Raw genomic sequence first — 15,987 nt, forward strand, 5'->3', positions numbered from 1 at the left:
ACCGTGCATTCGTCCCATGTCGTGAAGACACCCGTGATTGTATCGTCCGGGTGGGCCCGCAGCGCCTCGCGCCGCTGTCCGCTCAGGCGGACCTGGTTTCGCGTGTCCCGTTCTCCAGCAGCGCTCTCGCCTGGGCTTCGTATTGCGCGAGGTCTTCGAGCGTCGCGTTCAGATCTTCCAGTTGGCGTTCGAGCACATCGCGATGGCGAGCCACCGTGGCAAGGAACGCATGCAATTGCGGCACCGTATCGGTCGGCGACTCGTAGACATCGAGCAGATCGCGGATTTCCGACAGCGTGAAGCCGAGCCGCTTGCCGCGCAGCGTGAGCTTCAGGCGGGTGCGGTCGCGGCCCGAATAGACGCGCCGCAAGCCACTCGATCCCTCACGGCTGGGCGAGAGTAAACCCTGGTCTTCGTAGAAGCGGATCGCCCGCGGTGTGACGTCGAATTCCCGCGCGAGCTCGGTGATCGTGTATTGCGTGTTCATCGGGGCATCCCGTGACCGGGCAGAAAATCGGATTGAACGATAGAATCGACGTTTACGTTATCGTCAACTTGATCGAAACGCAACTACGGCGCAATACGGCACCGGTATGTCCCGACCGGGACGCAACCACGCCATCCGGCATCGCATACCTCGCCATGCCGGACGGCCGACGGAGGAAGACACCCACAATGAACGCACTAGAACATCAACTCGACTACCCGTTCCATGACACCCTGCCCGAAGCGGGCCACGCGATGGAAGTCGCGCCTGGCGTGTTCTGGCTGCGCATGCCGCTACCCTTCGCACTCGACCACATCAACCTGTGGCTGCTACGCGATGAAATCGACGGTCAGCAAGGCTGGACGGTGGTCGACTGCGGGATTGCGTCGGACACGATCAAGGAGAACTGGGAGAAAGTGTTCGAGTCCGTGCTCGACGGCTTGCCGGTGCTGCGCGTGATCGTTACGCATTGCCATCCGGACCACATTGGTCTCGCGCACTGGATTTGCAGCGGCGGCGACAAGAAGCGTTGGGACGTGCGGTTGTGGATGACGCTCGGCGAATACATGCAGGCCCGCGTGATGGCGGCCGGCGACGGTTCGAACGCGGGTGGTGAGGGCGCGGCGCAACACTTCGCGCGTCATGGTTTGAACGACGAGGCGTCGCTCGATAAGCTGCGTAATCGCACGAGCTACTACTCGAGCCTCGTGCCGGCGATTCCCAGCCAGTACCGCCGTCTGCGCGAAGCCGATGGCGTGAAGATCGGCGGTAAGACGTGGCGCGTGGTGACCGGCTTCGGCCATTCGCCGGAACACTGCGCATTGCTTTGCGAGGAGACGGGCACGCTGATCTCCGGCGACATGGTGCTGCCGCGCATTTCGACCAACGTCTCGGTGTTCGGCATGGAGCCGGAAGGCACGCCGCTCGCACTGTATCTGGAATCGCTCGGCCGCTACGAGACGATGCCGGAAGACACGCTCGTGCTGCCGTCGCATGGCAAGCCGTTTCGCGGCGTGCACACGCGTATCAAACAGTTGCGTGAGCATCATGACGCGCGTCTGGCTGAAGTGCGCGAGGCATGCGCGGAGAAGCCGCAGAGCGCAGCGGATATCGTGCCGCTGATGTTCAAGCGCCAGCTCGACATCCATCAGATGACATTCGCGCTCGGCGAGGCGTTGGCTCACCTGCATCTGCTGTGGCTCGCCGGTGAGTTGAAGCGCACGCAGGATGCGGATGGGGTGATCCGGTTCTCGGCGGCTTAACGCGTGGGACAGGCGGCCACGCATCGTCGCGTGGTCAATCCACCTTGACCGGTTCGAAGTGCCAACCCTCGATGGTCCATTGCATCGTATGGGTTGGTCGCAACGCTTCAAGAAATCCCGCGTCATGTGACACCGCGACGATGGCGCCTGGAAAATCCGTTAGCGCGTCTTCGAACGCCAGCACCGATTCGAGATCGAGGTGATTGGTCGGCTCGTCGAGCAGCAGCAATTGCGCCGGCGTGCCACGCCACAACGCGCAAGCGAGTGCCGCTTTCAGCCGCTCGCCGCCACTCAGATTCCGCGCGGGCTGCGTCGCGCATTGAGCGTCGAGTTGCAGCAATGCCAGGCGGCTGCGTAATTCGCCTTCCGCCAGTGGCGTGTCGAGCAGGCCCAACTGCTCGACGATTGAACGCTCCGGATCGAGCAGGTCGAGGCGTTGGTCGAGGTACGCGCACGGCACGTGTGTCAGACGCGTGCCGCCTTGGGGCGAGACTTCACCGGCGAGTACCCGAAGTAACGTTGACTTACCACAGCCGTTCGGGCCCGTTACTGCAATGCGCACAGGACCTTCGACTGCCCACGTCACCGTTGCTGCCGGATCGTTCGCTTTCAGCCAGGGCAGACGCGTCTCATCGAGCGTGAAAACTTTACGACGTGCAGGAAGCGCAGCGCCGGGTAAGGAGAGCAAGACCGCGCTTTCCGGCATGACGCGCGCCGCGGCTTCGCTGACCTTGTCGTTGAGATCGGTTTTTACCGTTTGCTGAGACTTGCGAACATGTCCCATCGCTTCCATCGCTCGACCTTTTATCTTCGCGCGTTCCATCCGCGAGACGTTGGCGATATCGGCGTAGTGCCGCGTGCCCGCTGAGCGGCGCTGGATCGTGTCATGTTCCCGCGCAAGACGCCGATGTTCACGTGCGCGTCCGGTTCTCGCGTGTTCGAGCGCGAATTGCGCGGCCTGCTGCTCCGCTTCGCGCTGCGCATGAAAGACCTCGTAGTTGCCGCCGTAGACGCGTGGCCCATGGGGCGTCAGTTCGACGATCCGCTCAACCTCGCGCAGTAGTTGCCGATCATGGCTGACGACGATCATCCCGCCGCGCCACTCATGCAGTTGCTCGCGCAACCAGGCGCGGCCATCGCGATCGAGGTGGTTGGTGGGTTCGTCGAGCACAAGCAGGTCGGCGTCGGACAGTAACGCGCCGATGAGCGCGACACGTGCCCGCTGGCCGCCGCTCAATATGTCCGCGCTTTCGTGCGCTTGCAGTTCCGGCAAATGTGCCTGCTGCAGCGCGATCTGAAAGCGTGTGGCGAGGTCCCAGCGGTCTCCGACGACGTCGAGATCGTCGGGTTGAGCGGTGCCCGCCGCAAGGCGTGCGAGCGCATCAAGCGTGCATGCAAGACCGGCGGTTTGCGCGATCGTTTCGCCCTCCGGCGCGACTGTATTCTGCTTGATGTAGGCAACTGAGCCAAAGCGTTCAACCTTGCCCGCCGACGGCGTCAGTTCACCCGCAACCAGCCGTGCAAACATGCTTTTGCCCGCGCCATTGCGACCGACTATGGCCGTGGGCGTGGTGTCGAACGTGAGATTGAGAGAGTCGAACAGCGTCGCTCCATCGTTGAAATGGAACGAGACCTGATGAAGCGAAACGAGTGTGGATGCTGGCGTGACATGAGCCATAAGCACCTCCGAAAATGTGTTGCACCTTTCGCCCGGCAAGCAAGGCTTGCGTGAAGCGAAAACATTTAAGGAAGGCTTAGTTGTTCATTTTGGCTGGTGTCCGAAGAAAGTGATCTGAAAAAAGTATAGCAAGCGCAACGGATCGGATGCAAGCGTGCCGCTGCGGTGCGTTGTCGCGTGCGGATTCCTTTTGCGCAGGGTGGGGCGACTGGTACAGGTAAAAAAACAGACCCGCAGCATTCGCAGCGGGTCTGTTTCGTTGCTCAACGTCGAGCGTGGTGTGCACCGTTGTTTTACTGCACCGCCACCGTTCCAAAGTTCTGCCGTCCGAACGGACTCACGTGATAGCCGCTCACGGTCGTACGCGTGATGGCCGCTGCGGTCGGATAACCCAGCGGAATCCACAGCGCCTGATCGTGGATGATCTGCTGCGCCTGTTCATACGCCTTCGCGCGTTTGGCCTGATCCGGCGTGGCCTTGCCGTCGGCGATCAGCTTGTCCAGATCCTGATCGCAGAAGCGCGCGAAATTGATCCCCGACTTCACCGCGTTGCAACTGAAGAGCGGTGACAGATAGTTGTCCGGATCGCCGTTGTCGCCGGCCCAGCCCATGAACAGCGTGTCATGCTGGCCTTGCTTGGCTTGCTTGATCAGCTCGCCCCATTCGATCACCTTCACCTCCGCCTTCACGCCGATCTTCGCGAAGTCGGCTTGCAGCAGTTCGGCGCCGGCTTTCGGATTCGGATTCAGCACGCTGCCGTTCGGACGCACCCAGATCGTCGTTTCAAAGCCGTTCGGATAGCCCGCGTCGGCGAGCAGTTGCTTTGCCTTCACCGGATCGTACGGCCACGCTTTCACAGACTTGTCGTAGCTCCACGTGTTCGGCGGATACGGGTTCACGGCCGGCGTCGCGGTGTTGTCGAAGATCGCCTTCAGATACGTGGTGCGGTCGAACGCCATGTTCAGAGCTGCACGCACCTTCTGGTTGTCGAGCGGCTTCTTCTGCGTGTTCAGTGCGACGAACGCGGTCATGAACGCCGGCGTCTGCACGATGGCGAGCGACTTGTCGCTCTTCGCGTCGGCGAGATCCTGCGGCTTCGGCGACAAAGCAATCTGGCATTCGCCCGCTTTGACCTTTTGCGCGCGCACCGTGGCGTCCGGCGTGATCGCGTAGATCAGGCGGTCGATCTTCGGTTTCGGACCCCAGTACGTCGGGTTCACGTCGTAGCGAATCACCGCGTCTTTGGTGTAGCTCTTCAACTCGAACGGACCGGTACCGATCGGCTTCGAATTCAGGTCGACCTGTTTGCCGGCCTTGAGCAACTGATCGGCGTATTCAGCCGAATAGATCGAGGCGAAACCCATTGTCAGGATCGACACGAAAGTCGCGTCTGGCGCGTTCAGTTCGAACTTGACGGTGTTGTCGTCGACCTTGCTGATCGACTTGATGAGCTTCGGCAAACCCATCGACTGGGCATGCGGGAAGCCGCTCGCGCCTGCTACCTTGTGCCACGGATTGCTGTCGTTGAGCATGCGGTCGAACGTGAAAACGACGTCGTCGGCATTCAGCGCGCGGGTGGGCTTGAAGTAGTCGGTGGTCTGGAACTGCACATTCGGGCGCAGATGGAACGTGTAGGTGAGGCCGTCGGCGCTCACGTCCCACTTGTCGGCCAGCGAGGGCACGACTTTCTTCGCGGCCTCGTCGTACGAGACCAGCGAATTGAAGATCACGTCGGCCGATGCATTGGTCGTGACGAGTGAATTGAACTGCACGACATCGAAGCCGTCGGGGCTCGACTCGGTACAGACGGTCAGCGGTTTGGCGAGCACGAGCGCGGGCGCCGTGAGCAGTACGGCGGCTGCGAGCAGTTTGAAGCGCATAGGATCTCCCATAACAAGCGCAGTCAGGCAGTGCGTCTGGTTGGTGTGGCTGTATTCCGTTGACGGGCGGCGACCAGTCTGGCCGTCTTCTTTATTGTGATACGTTTCCGGCGCTGACGCATGGTTTGGCTGCTACAGCACACGCGTGTCTTGGCCTTGGCGAAAGCTTATCGAAGGGTGGTTGCGGCGACAACAATTTAATCCGCATATCCATATGGACAGCGTGAGTCGGCGTGCGGGGGGCACGGGTTCGCGCGGTGGCCTCGCCCAGGCAACGCTTCGCGCCGCGTGGGGCAGTGAGCGGGGCTGTGAAGCCGCGCATGCGAGCGCCAGGAGGCGCTACGCGGTGGCCTTGGCTCCGCGCCGGCGCTTATGGCGCGGCCGCGCGCCCGAGCAGATAGGCGGCGCCGTCGATGGCGCGCACGCCGTACCACGACACCAGCTCACCATCGATTAACTCAATGCGTTTGCCGGCCAGACGAGGATCGCGTTTAAGCGCGTCGCAATGCGTTTGTGTAAAGCGATAAGGCTCGCTGGAAAGCAGTATGCGATCGACGCCGGCCAGCCACGGTGCGTGATCGAAATCGAGCGTGGGATAACGCGCCGCGCCTGTCGCTCCGCCTTCCACTTCAGGCAGCGTCTGCCAGTTCACGAGTCTTAGCATCGCGGCGATATAGGTGTCGCGTGCGACGGTCATCCACGGTTCGCGCCAGATCAGATACAGCACGTTTTGCGTTGGTAACACCTGCTCGGCGGCCTCGCACAGACGCGCTTCGAGTGCCTCGCTCAAGCGTTGCGCTTCTGGATCGCGGTCAAAGATGGCGCCCAGCAGCGCGTACAGCGAGAGATTGTCCTGTGGGGTCTGCGGATGGGTGACGACGATATGCGGGACGAACGCGCGTAAGTGCTCGACGGTATCGCGCTCGTTTTCGTCGATATTGACGATCAGATGGGTGGGCCGCAAAGCACGAATCGCGTCGATATTGACGGCCTTGGTGCCGCCGACTTTGCGTACCTGCCGCACCTTGTCATGCGGATGCACGCAAAAACCCGTGCGCCCGACGATCTGCCTGTCGAGCCCCAAAGCGAACAGCAATTCGGTGATGCTTGGCACCAGTGAGACGATGCGCGCACTGGCGCCCATCATTTCGTGCGCGACGCCGGCTGCATCGACCGCACGTGGCTGCATGATTTATTCGGCGACGGCGCGGGGCTTGCGCGGCGCGCGTTCAAAGGCGAGATCGTAGAGCCAGCGCGGCAGCACATGCAGCAGCATCGCCACGATGCGCATCTGCCACGGGAACACAGCGAAGGCTGTCTGCCGTTCGACCGCCCCGGCGACCTTCACCGCGAAGCGGTCTGCGTCCATCAGAAACGGCATGTTGTACGGGTTGTGTTCGGTCATCGGCGTGCGGATATAGCCGGGCGCGATGGTGACCACGCCGACGCCCAGCGGCCGCATCTCGACGCGCAATGCTTCCAGATACTTGAGCGCGGCTGACTTCGACGCGCTATATGCGCCCGACCCCGGCAAGCCGCGCACACCGGCGATGCTGGCGATTCCGACCAGCGTGCCTTTCTTCGCGACGACCATCGCGGCGGCGAACGGCTCAAAGGTGGCGACCATGCCGAAGTAATTGATATCCATCACTTCGCGGAAGGTGCGCAGATCGCCGTGCCCGGTGACCGCACCGCGGCTGATACCGGCATTGGCGATCACGATGTCCGGCAAACCGTACTGTGCGATGAACTGCGTGGCCGCTTCGGCGAGTGCCTCGCAATCGCGGACATCGACGGAATACGTGGAGATGGAATTCTGCGGATGGGACTGCTGGAAGGCGGCGAGAGCGTCGCCGCGGCGGGCAACCAGGCCGAGAATCGCGCCGCGCCGCGCATATTCGGCGGCGAGCGCGAGGCCGATGCCACTCGAAGCGCCGGTAATGAAAACCTTCAGGGGTGAACTCATTCCGGCGCCTCGGCTTTACATCTTCTTGGCGCGGATCTGCTGCACCAGGTAGTCGAGTACCTGAATCGTGCCAGGCAGGCTGTTGGTCGCCGCCGGGCCGGTTTCATACTTGCCTTGCACGGCGAGCGTCGGCACGCCGTCGATCTTGTAGTCGTCCATCAGCTTCTTATCCTTCTGCAACGCGCTTTGCGTCGAGAACGAGTTGTACGCGTCCATGTACTTCTTCGGATCGACGCCGTTCTTCGCGAGGAACTTGGCCTGGTCTTCCGGCGTCAGCAGGTAGTTCTTGTTGACGTGGATTTCATTGAAAACCTTCGGCGTGAGTTGCTGGGCGAGGCCGAGCGCGTCGAGCGCGTGGAACATTTTCGAATGCGGAATGAAGTCGTCGCGGAAGGCGACCGGCACGCGCTTGAACACCACGTCCGGACCTTGCTTCTTGATCCAGGCTTCGAGGTACGGGTCGAATTCATTGCAGTGCGGGCAGCCGTACCAGAAGAACTCGGTGACTTCGATTTTGCCGGCCGGCGCGTCCGTAGGTTGCGGCGTGGCCAGCACGGTGTAGTCCTTACCGGACACCGGCGCGGCCGGCGATGCATGCGCCGTGGCGGCAACGAGGCCCAGCGAAAGGAACAGAATGCTCAGCAGTTTTTTCATGTTGTGTTGACCCAGGTAGGCGGTAAAGCGGTGGCGCCACGCAAATGCCCGTCACCGTTTTTAATGTCGGCGTTAGACGTATTAGTCGTCCGTTGTGCTTGTCTGTCGTGTTTGTGACCCGCGCCGCACGCCGATAGTTCGGCGGCGGCGCGTTCCGGCAAATCACCGTTTGTTTTTTGTTTGCTTATTGCTTCGTAAAGCGGATTACGGCGGTATCCACGCCCGCGTCGGACAGACGCTGACGGCTCGAATTCATGTCCTCGAACTTCGAGAACGGTCCGATACGCACGCGGTAGTACGTCACGCCGCCTGCATCGCGCTGCGTGACCTTCGATTCGAAGCCCTGGAAGGCGAGACGCGCACGCTGCTGCTCGGCGTCGGCCGAGGTCTTGTAGGCGCCCACTTGCAGGAAGTAGCCCGTGTTCGCGTCAGCCGCTGTTGGCGCCGCGCCCGAACCCGGCTTGGCGTTGGCCGCGGTGGTGGCCGTGCTCTTCGGCGTCGAGCCAGCCGCAGTGGCGGCCGGTGTGCTGGGGCTTTGCGGTTTTTTCGCCGGTGCGGTGGCTGTGCCGTTGCCGTTATCCTGCGCGGGCTTCGGTGCGACTGCCGTGCCGTTCGTATTGCCGCTCGACGGCGGCACTTCGACGATCTGCGGTTCTTCCAGCATGCCCGACTGCGTTTGCGCGTTGGTCTGGCCCGGTGCGGTGTTCGGCGGCGCCGGTTGCGCGGCTTGCGGTACCGGCTGACCCGGCGTCTTGCCTTGCAGCGGACGGTTCGGGTCGTATTGCGCCTGGCTTGCGCCGGTGTCAGGCGCCGCGGGCGGCGCGACCTTCGAAACGAACGGCGTAGGTGCACGGGTGATATACAGCGCCACCACTACCGCGATCGCGAGACCGACGATCAGGCCGAGCACGATGCCGAGAAAAGTCCCCCCGGTTTGTTTCGATTGCGATTGCTTTGTTGTGCGGCGTGGTTTTGCCATCGTATGAATCACCTGCAAAAAGAACCCTGGAACGGCCGTCGATTATAACGACGGCCGCGTACATGTTGCGCCGGAGGACTTACATCTTGACGGGAGCGGAGACGCCGATCGTCGCGAGGCCGTTGGCCAGCACCTGGCGCGTGGCCGCTAGCAGCGCGACGCGCGCATTGCGCTCGGCAGCGTCGTCGACCAGCACGCGTTCGGCTCTGTCATTGTAGAACGAGTGGAATTCCCCGGCGAGGTCGCGCAGATAGAACGCGACCGCGTGCGGCGCGAGTTCGTCGGCCGCGTGTTGCAGCATGTCCGGGAACTCGGCGAGCTTGTTCAGCAAGGCCATGGCGCGCTCGCTGGTGAGCGGCGACACGTCCACCGCGGCCAGCGTGCTTTCGTCCGTGCTGTAACGCGCCTTGCATTCCGCGATGACCGAGCAGATCCGCGCATGCGCATACTGCACGTAGTGCACCGGATTTTCGTCGTTTTGTTTCAACGCGAGGTCGATGTCAAACACGAATTCCGTATCCGCCTTGCGCGAAATCAGGAAGAAGCGCACGGCGTCGCGGCCGCGGCGAATTGTCTCTTCGTCGATCAGATCGATAGCGGCTTCCGAGCCCGGCGTCGCGCCGCCCGACCATTCGATCAGGTCGCGCACCGTCACATAGCTGCCGGCGCGCTTGGAGATCTTCACCTCTTCGCCGTTGCGCATCACCGTGACCATCTTGTGCAGGATGTAGTCGGGGTAGCCCTTCGGAATGCCGATGCCAAGCCCTTGCAGGCCGGCGCGCACGCGCGCGATCGTGCCGTGGTGGTCCGAGCCCTGAATGTTGATGACCTTGGTGAAGCCGCGTTCCCACTTGGCGACGTGGTAGGCGACGTCCGGCACGAAGTACGTGTAGGTGCCGTCGCTCTTGCGCATCACGCGGTCTTTGTCGTCACCGTCATCCGTAGTGCGCAGCCACAGCGCGCCTTCCTGTTCGTAGGTCTTGCCGGCGGCGATCAGCGCCTCGACGGTCTTCTCGACCCGGCCTTCCTTGTACAGCGACGACTCCAGGTAGTACTGGTCGAACTTCACGCCGAACGCCTGAAGGTCCATGTCCTGCTCGCGGCGCAGATACGCAACTGCGAAGCGGCGGATCGCGTCGAGGTCTTCAACATCACCCGCGCCCGTGACGGGCTCGCCGTCGCTCGCGGCAACCGTGACGCCGTTCAGATAGTCTTTGGCGATGTCGGCAATGTATTCGCCGTTGTAAGCCGAGGCCGGCCAGCCTTCGTCGCCCGGGGCAATGCCACGGGCACGCGCCTGGGTCGAAACGGCGAGCGTATGAATCTGTACGCCGGCGTCGTTGTAATAGAACTCGCGATGCACGTCCCAGCCTTGCGAGGCCAGCACGTTCGAGAGCGCATCGCCGAGCGCGGCCTGGCGGCCGTGGCCGACGTGCAGCGGGCCGGTCGGGTTGGCCGAGACGAATTCGATCAGCACATGCTGGCCGGCGTCGCGTTGCGAACGGCCGAAGGCATCTTTTTCAGCGAACACGGCGGCGATCACCGCCTGCTTCGCGGCGGCGGCAAGGCGCAGGTTGATGAAGCCGGGGCCGGCCACTTCGGCGGCATCCACGAGACCCTTGGCCTGCGGCTGCGCCAGCAGCGCGTCGACGATCTGTTGCGCCAGCTGGCGCGGGTTGGCGCGCAGCGGCTTGGCGAGTTGCATCGCCACATTGCAGGCGACGTCGCCGTGCGCCGCCACTTTGGGACGCTCCAGCGTGATCGTGGGCGAGACGAAGGCGGCTTCGCTCGCGCCTTGGGTGGCTTCAGCAACCTGCTTCACCGTATCGGCGAGCAGTGTTTCGAGGGTATGTTTATGTGCAGGCAGCATGCTTGTTGCGAGTCCAGTGAGGCAATCCGGTGATGCGGAAGAAGCGGCGGCCGCGCGCGAGGCGCAGCCGATTCGTCAGAAGCGTGGAAAGCGGGGCTGCACCGGCCGGGACGCGCCGGGTACTTCGGGGCACGATCAGGCAGGTTGCGCGCGACGCGGTTGGTGCGGTGCGCCGCGACATGCCGGGGCGCCTGCTGTCGCGGCCAACCGGCCCCGCCTCCTGCGCTACGCCGCGCGCGGCGCATTGCGGCACGCTTTTCCGTCCAGACGGATTTTAGCAGGTGCTAATATGTTCAATGAGATGCCCACTAAGGGCCGTGGCCGCCGTGCCTGATCGGCGTGTCAACGTAACGCGCGCCGGCGGCGGAAGTCGAGCTGCCCACACGTCGATCCAACATAACGAAAAAGGGAACAGTCATGCTGATTACTTTCAAATGCCGGGCCTACCCGGATGTGGTGATGCTGGAGAATCTTGCCCAGTACCTCGTCGGCATTGTCGGCAAGCGCCTTGGTGAGCGTGGCGTGATTACCCACGACGAACTCGACGTTGCGATCACCAAGCTTGAAGCGGCAATCAGCGTCGACAAACAGGAACGTGCCGAGCACGAAGGCCATTTCCACGAAGGCGAAGACGGCCACGAGCATCATGAGATTCCACCGGGACTCGCCCAGCGCGCGTTCCCGTTCCTCGACATGTTGCGCGCCGCGCGCAAGGAAAACCTGGATATCCTCTGGGGGCTCTGATTCCGGAGCGGTCCGCCAGCCGTGGCGTTCGCCGCTTCTGGCGGCGCACACGCGCAGACCGTCACGCATCAATGCAAAGAGCCCGCATGAGCGGGCTCTTTGTCTTTCACGGGGCTTAACGGCCCGTCTGCCGAGCCTGCTTACTGGCTGGCGGCGTCCGCCGGGGCGGCCATCGGTGCCGACGCACCCTTCTTCACTTTCTGCTTCTTGGGTTTCTTGACGTGCTTTTGCGTAGGCGGCGAATAGGAACTGACCGAGCTCGAGGCGGCGGGGGCCGCAGGCTGGGCCAGCGCCACCGAGGCGCTTGCGGCGAGCGAAACAGCAGTCAATAACAGCGTCAGCTTCTTCATACGATTCTCTCCGTCGACGATTGCAATTAGATAAGCCGACGCGTTTTGGCCGCGTCTGGCGGGGTGAAACCATTTCAGTCTACAAAGCCGAAAATTACACTGCCGCAAATCTTCAGCCTATCGTGGACGATATAGTAGGTTTCCCGCCCCGCAAGGCTTACAGCAAAGGCGCGAGCGCCCGTTCAGCGTCTGTTTTCGACAACGACATGCGTTTTGCGTAGTCTTCCAGCTGGTCCTGGGCGATCTTGCCGACCGAAAAATAGGTGCTGTCCGGGTGGGCCAGGTAGAAGCCGGAGACGCTTGCCGCCGGCAGCATGGCCAGCGATTCGGTCACACTCATGCCGATTTCAGTGGCTTGCAGCACGTCGAACATGTCGCGCTTTACCAGGTGATCCGGGCAGGCCGGATAGCCCGGGGCCGGGCGGATGCCGTGGTACTTCTCGGCAATCAGGTCGTCGTTCGAGAGGGTTTCGGTGTTCGCATAGCCCCAGAGATCGCGGCGCACGCGGGCATGCAGCGCTTCGGCGAAGGCTTCAGCGAAGCGGTCGGCGAGCGCCTTGAGCATGATCGCGCTGTAGTCGTCGTGATCCTTTTCGAACTGCTTTTCCTTCACGTCCACGCCCAGACCCGCCGTGACCGCGAACATGCCGATGTAGTCGGCCACGCCCGAATCCTTCGGTGCGATAAAGTCGGCGAGCGACCGGTTCGGCCGCATCACGCCGTCCACCACCGGCCGCACGCTTTGCTGGCGCAGGTTGCGCCACGTGAGCGCCACTTCCGAGCGCGAATCGTCCGTGTAGATTTCGATGTCGTCGTCGTTCACCGTGTTGGCCGGGAGCAGGCAGATCACGCCGTTAGCCTGCAGCCAGCGGCCCTGGATCAGGCGCGCGAGCATCGACTTGCCGTCCGAGAACACGCGGCGGGCCGATTCGCCGACGATCTCGTCGTTCAGGATCGCCGGGTACGGGCCGGCCAGGTCCCAGGTCTGGAAGAACGGACCCCAGTCGATGTAATTCGCCAACTCGTTCAGATCGAAGTTCTTGAACACGCGGCGGCCGATGAACTTCGGTTTGACCGGCTGGTAGCCCGCCCAATCCACCTTGGTTTTATTCGCACGCGCTTCGGCGAGCGTGACCATCGGCAGGGCTTTCTTGTTGGCATGCTGGTCACGGATACGGTCGTAGTCGGCTTTGAGGTCGTCGACGTACTTCGCTGCGCCTTCATCGGACAGCAGGCTTGACGCCACTGAAACCGAGCGCGACGCGTCCGGCACGTACACCACCGGGCCTTCGTAATGCGGTGCGATCTTCACGGCAGTGTGCACGCGCGAGGTGGTTGCGCCACCGATCAGCAGCGGGATCTTCTTGATGCGGAAGTAATCGTCGCGTTGCATTTCAGATGCGACGTAGGCCATCTCTTCGAGGCTCGGCGTAATCAGACCGGACAAGCCGATGATGTCCGCGCCCTCGACCTTCGCTTTGGCGAGAATGTCGTTGCACGACACCATCACGCCCATGTTGACCACTTCGAAGTTATTACACTGAAGCACCACAGAGACAATGTTCTTGCCGATGTCGTGCACGTCGCCCTTCACCGTGGCGATGACGATCTTGCCCTTCGCGCGGACGTCGGCGCCGGCTTCGGCCATCAGCTTCTTTTCTTCCTCGATGTACGGGATCAGATGCGCGACCGCCTGCTTCATCACGCGCGCCGACTTCACGACCTGCGGCAGGAACATCTTGCCTTGGCCGAACAGGTCGCCGACGATGTTCATGCCGTCCATCAGCGGGCCTTCGATCACGTTGATCGGACGACCGCCGGCTGCGGTGATCTTCGCGCGCACTTCCTCGGTGTCTTCGACGATGAAGTTGGTGATGCCGAGCACCAGCGCATGCGCGAGCCGCTTTTCGACCGGCTGGTTACGCCATTCGAGGTTCTCTTCCTTCTTCGCGGCGCCGGTCTTGAACTTGTCGGCGATTTCCAGCAGGCGATCGGTGCTGTCTTCACGGCGGTTCAGCACGACGTCTTCAACACGCTCGCGCAACTCCGGATCGAGGTCGGCGTACACGCCGAGCTGGCCGGCGTTGACGATACCCATGTCCATCCCCGCCTGAATCGCGTGATAGAGGAACACGGTGTGGATCGCCTCGCGTACCGGATCGTTGCCGCGGAACGAGAACGACACGTTCGAGACACCGCCGCTGATCTTCGCGTACGGGAGGTTTTCCTTGATCCAGCGCGTGGCGTTGATGAAGTCGACCGCGTAGTTGTTGTGTTCTTCGATGCCGGTGGCGACGGCGAAGATGTTCGGATCGAAGATGATGTCTTCCGGCGGAAAGCCCACTTCGTTCACGAGGAAGTCATACGAGCGCTTGCAGATCTCAGTCTTGCGCTGATACGTGTCGGCCTGGCCTTTTTCGTCGAAGGCCATCACGACAGCCGCTGCGCCATAACGGCGGATCAGGTTCGCGTGATGGCGGAACGCTTCTTCGCCTTCTTTCAGCGAGATCGAGTTGACGATCGCCTTGCCTTGCACGCACTTCAGACCGGCTTCGATCACGTCCCACTTCGACGAGTCGATCATGATCGGCACGCGCGCGATGTCCGGCTCCGACGCGATCAGATTCATGAAGCGAACCATCGCCGCTTTGGAATCGAGCATGGCCTCGTCCATGTTCACGTCGATGATCTGCGCGCCGTTTTCGACCTGCTGCCGCGCGACCGCGATCGCGTCGTCGAACTGATCGTTCAGGATCATTCGCGCGAACGCCTTCGAGCCGGTCACGTTGGTGCGCTCGCCGACGTTGATGAAGAGCGTTCCGTTCGTGACGTTAAACGGCTCGAGGCCGGAAAGGCGCATGGTGTGATCGGTCATGGCGTAGGTGCGGTTCGGTTACGTGCGGTTGCGTGCGTCGGGTTCGATAGCGAAAGAGCGGCGGATCAGAGACGAGCCGCCGGGCTCAGGCTGCGTCGCGGTATTGAGTCGGCCATTGGCGTGGTTTCACGTCTGCCAGCGCCTGAGCAATCGCCGCAATATGCTCCGGCGTCGTGCCGCAGCAGCCGCCGGCGATATTCACGAGGCCTGCCTGCGCGAACTCCTTCAGCAATCCGGACGTATCCGCTGGCAATTCGTCGAAGCCCGTATCGCTCATCGGATTCGGCAAACCGGCGTTCGGATAGCACGACACATAGGTGTCGCACAGCTTCGCCAGTTCGGCGACATACGGGCGCATCAACGCCGCGCCCAACGCGCAGTTCAAACCGAAGGTGAGCGGCTTGGCGTGACGCAGCGAGTTCCAGAAGGCCTCGACGGTTTGTCCCGACAGAATCCGGCCGGATGCATCGGTGACGGTGCCCGAGATCATGATCGGCAGGCGCTCGTCGGTGTCTTCGAACAGTTCGTCCAGCGCGAACAGTGCAGCCTTCGCATTGAGCGTGTCGAAGATCGTTTCGACGAGGAACAGATCGCAGCCGCCGTCGAGCAAGGCCTTGGCCTGCTCGTAGTACGCCGCGCGCAGTTCGTCGAACGTCACGTTGCGCGCGCCCGGGTCGTTCACGTCAGGGGAAATGCTCGCGGTCTTCGGCGTCGGTCCGATCGCGCCGGCGACAAAGCGCGGCTTGTCGGGCGTCGAGTACTTGTCGCAGGCGGCACGCGCCAGCTTCGCCGACTCGAGATTCATCTCGATGGCCAGCTCTTCCATGCCGTAGTCGGCCTGCGCAACCGTAGTGGCGCCGAACGTGTTGGTTTCGATGATATCCGCGCCCGCCGCGAGATACTGCTCGTGAATCTCGCCGATGATCTGCGGCTGGGTGATCGACAGCAACTCGTTGTTGCCCTTGATGTCGCGCCCGTAGTCCTTGAAGCGCTCGCCACGATAGCGGGCCTCGTCGAGCTTGTAGCGCTGGATCATCGTGCCCATTGCGCCGTCCAGAATCAGGATGCGCGACTTGAGCAGCGCGGGCAGCGCCGTGCCGCGCGTGTAGGCGGCGTCGGGACGGACTGGCGTGGCGGATTGAGCAGGCTGGTTCATGGCGGACGAGGGCTTGCGCCGGCTTTTTCGGGAAACCTGTCATTGTAGCCGCAGTGGGGCGGATGCGCCGGGCGCGCGCCGGGTGG

13 protein-coding genes are annotated in these 15,987 nt (G+C 62.4%); 2 read left to right on the forward strand and 11 right to left on the reverse strand.

Annotated elements, in window-relative coordinates; all coding sequences use genetic code 11:
• Positions 1-82: 82 nt before the first annotated feature.
• Positions 83-487, reverse strand: coding sequence for a MerR family transcriptional regulator (locus tag PQQ96_RS03580; RefSeq protein WP_408288838.1), 405 nt, complete (start codon positions 485-487; stop codon positions 83-85).
• 188 nt (positions 488-675) lie between these two features.
• On the opposite strand from PQQ96_RS03580, the gene PQQ96_RS03585 reads away from it, so the two are divergent.
• The gene (locus PQQ96_RS03585) at positions 676-1,749 is read left to right on the forward strand and encodes an MBL fold metallo-hydrolase (RefSeq protein ID WP_408288841.1); all 1,074 of its coding nucleotides are present in this window, start codon (positions 676-678) and stop codon (positions 1,747-1,749) included.
• Positions 1,750-1,783: 34 nt separating this feature from the next.
• On the opposite strand, the gene PQQ96_RS03590 is transcribed toward PQQ96_RS03585, so the two are convergent.
• From PQQ96_RS03590 to argS, 7 genes are all read right to left on the reverse strand, one after another.
• Positions 1,784-3,427, reverse strand: coding sequence for an ABC-F family ATP-binding cassette domain-containing protein (locus PQQ96_RS03590; protein ID WP_408288844.1), 1,644 nt, complete (start codon positions 3,425-3,427; stop codon positions 1,784-1,786).
• A 293-nt stretch (positions 3,428-3,720) separates the two neighbouring features.
• Positions 3,721-5,307 (reverse strand): ABC transporter substrate-binding protein, encoded by a 1,587-nt coding sequence (locus PQQ96_RS03595; RefSeq protein ID WP_408288847.1) that lies wholly within the window; start codon positions 5,305-5,307, stop codon positions 3,721-3,723.
• A 370-nt stretch (positions 5,308-5,677) separates the two neighbouring features.
• Positions 5,678-6,496: a helical backbone metal receptor gene (locus tag PQQ96_RS03600; RefSeq protein ID WP_408288850.1), complete on the reverse strand. Its 819-nt coding sequence runs from the start codon at positions 6,494-6,496 to the stop codon at positions 5,678-5,680.
• Between the two features lie 3 nt (positions 6,497-6,499).
• Positions 6,500-7,273: an SDR family oxidoreductase gene (locus PQQ96_RS03605; RefSeq protein WP_408288853.1), complete on the reverse strand. Its 774-nt coding sequence runs from the start codon at positions 7,271-7,273 to the stop codon at positions 6,500-6,502.
• A gap of 15 nt (positions 7,274-7,288) precedes the next feature.
• Entirely contained in the window at positions 7,289-7,927 is a 639-nt protein-coding gene (locus PQQ96_RS03610; RefSeq protein ID WP_408288856.1) for a thiol:disulfide interchange protein DsbA/DsbL, read from the reverse strand.
• A gap of 184 nt (positions 7,928-8,111) precedes the next feature.
• On the reverse strand, positions 8,112-8,924 hold the full coding sequence (locus tag PQQ96_RS03615; protein WP_408288859.1) for an SPOR domain-containing protein: 813 nt from the start codon (positions 8,922-8,924) through the stop codon (positions 8,112-8,114).
• A 61-nt stretch (positions 8,925-8,985) separates the two neighbouring features.
• Complete coding sequence (argS, locus tag PQQ96_RS03620; protein ID WP_408288862.1) at positions 8,986-10,776, reverse strand: arginine--tRNA ligase; 1,791 nt, start codon at positions 10,774-10,776, stop codon at positions 8,986-8,988.
• A 417-nt stretch (positions 10,777-11,193) separates the two neighbouring features.
• Here argS and PQQ96_RS03625 point away from each other — a divergent pair, with 417 nt between their 5' ends.
• On the forward strand, positions 11,194-11,520 hold the full coding sequence (locus tag PQQ96_RS03625; protein ID WP_408288865.1) for a DUF1840 domain-containing protein: 327 nt from the start codon (positions 11,194-11,196) through the stop codon (positions 11,518-11,520).
• Positions 11,521-11,660: 140 nt separating this feature from the next.
• Here PQQ96_RS03625 and PQQ96_RS03630 read toward each other — a convergent pair whose 3' ends face one another.
• The 3 genes from PQQ96_RS03630 to PQQ96_RS03640 all read right to left on the reverse strand — a co-directional run bounded on the left by PQQ96_RS03630 (position 11,661) and on the right by PQQ96_RS03640 (position 15,901).
• Positions 11,661-11,870: an acid-shock protein gene (locus PQQ96_RS03630; RefSeq protein WP_408288868.1), complete on the reverse strand. Its 210-nt coding sequence runs from the start codon at positions 11,868-11,870 to the stop codon at positions 11,661-11,663.
• A gap of 157 nt (positions 11,871-12,027) precedes the next feature.
• Positions 12,028-14,745 (reverse strand): methionine synthase, encoded by a 2,718-nt coding sequence (gene metH / locus PQQ96_RS03635; RefSeq protein WP_408288871.1) that lies wholly within the window; start codon positions 14,743-14,745, stop codon positions 12,028-12,030.
• Positions 14,746-14,830: 85 nt separating this feature from the next.
• A complete protein-coding gene (locus tag PQQ96_RS03640; protein WP_408288874.1) occupies positions 14,831-15,901 on the reverse strand; it encodes a homocysteine S-methyltransferase family protein in 1,071 nt (356 codons plus the stop codon).
• Positions 15,902-15,987 lie beyond the last annotated feature (86 nt).

This window comes from Paraburkholderia sediminicola (assembly GCF_046027825.1).
GTDB lineage: Bacteria > Pseudomonadota > Gammaproteobacteria > Burkholderiales > Burkholderiaceae > Paraburkholderia > Paraburkholderia sediminicola_D.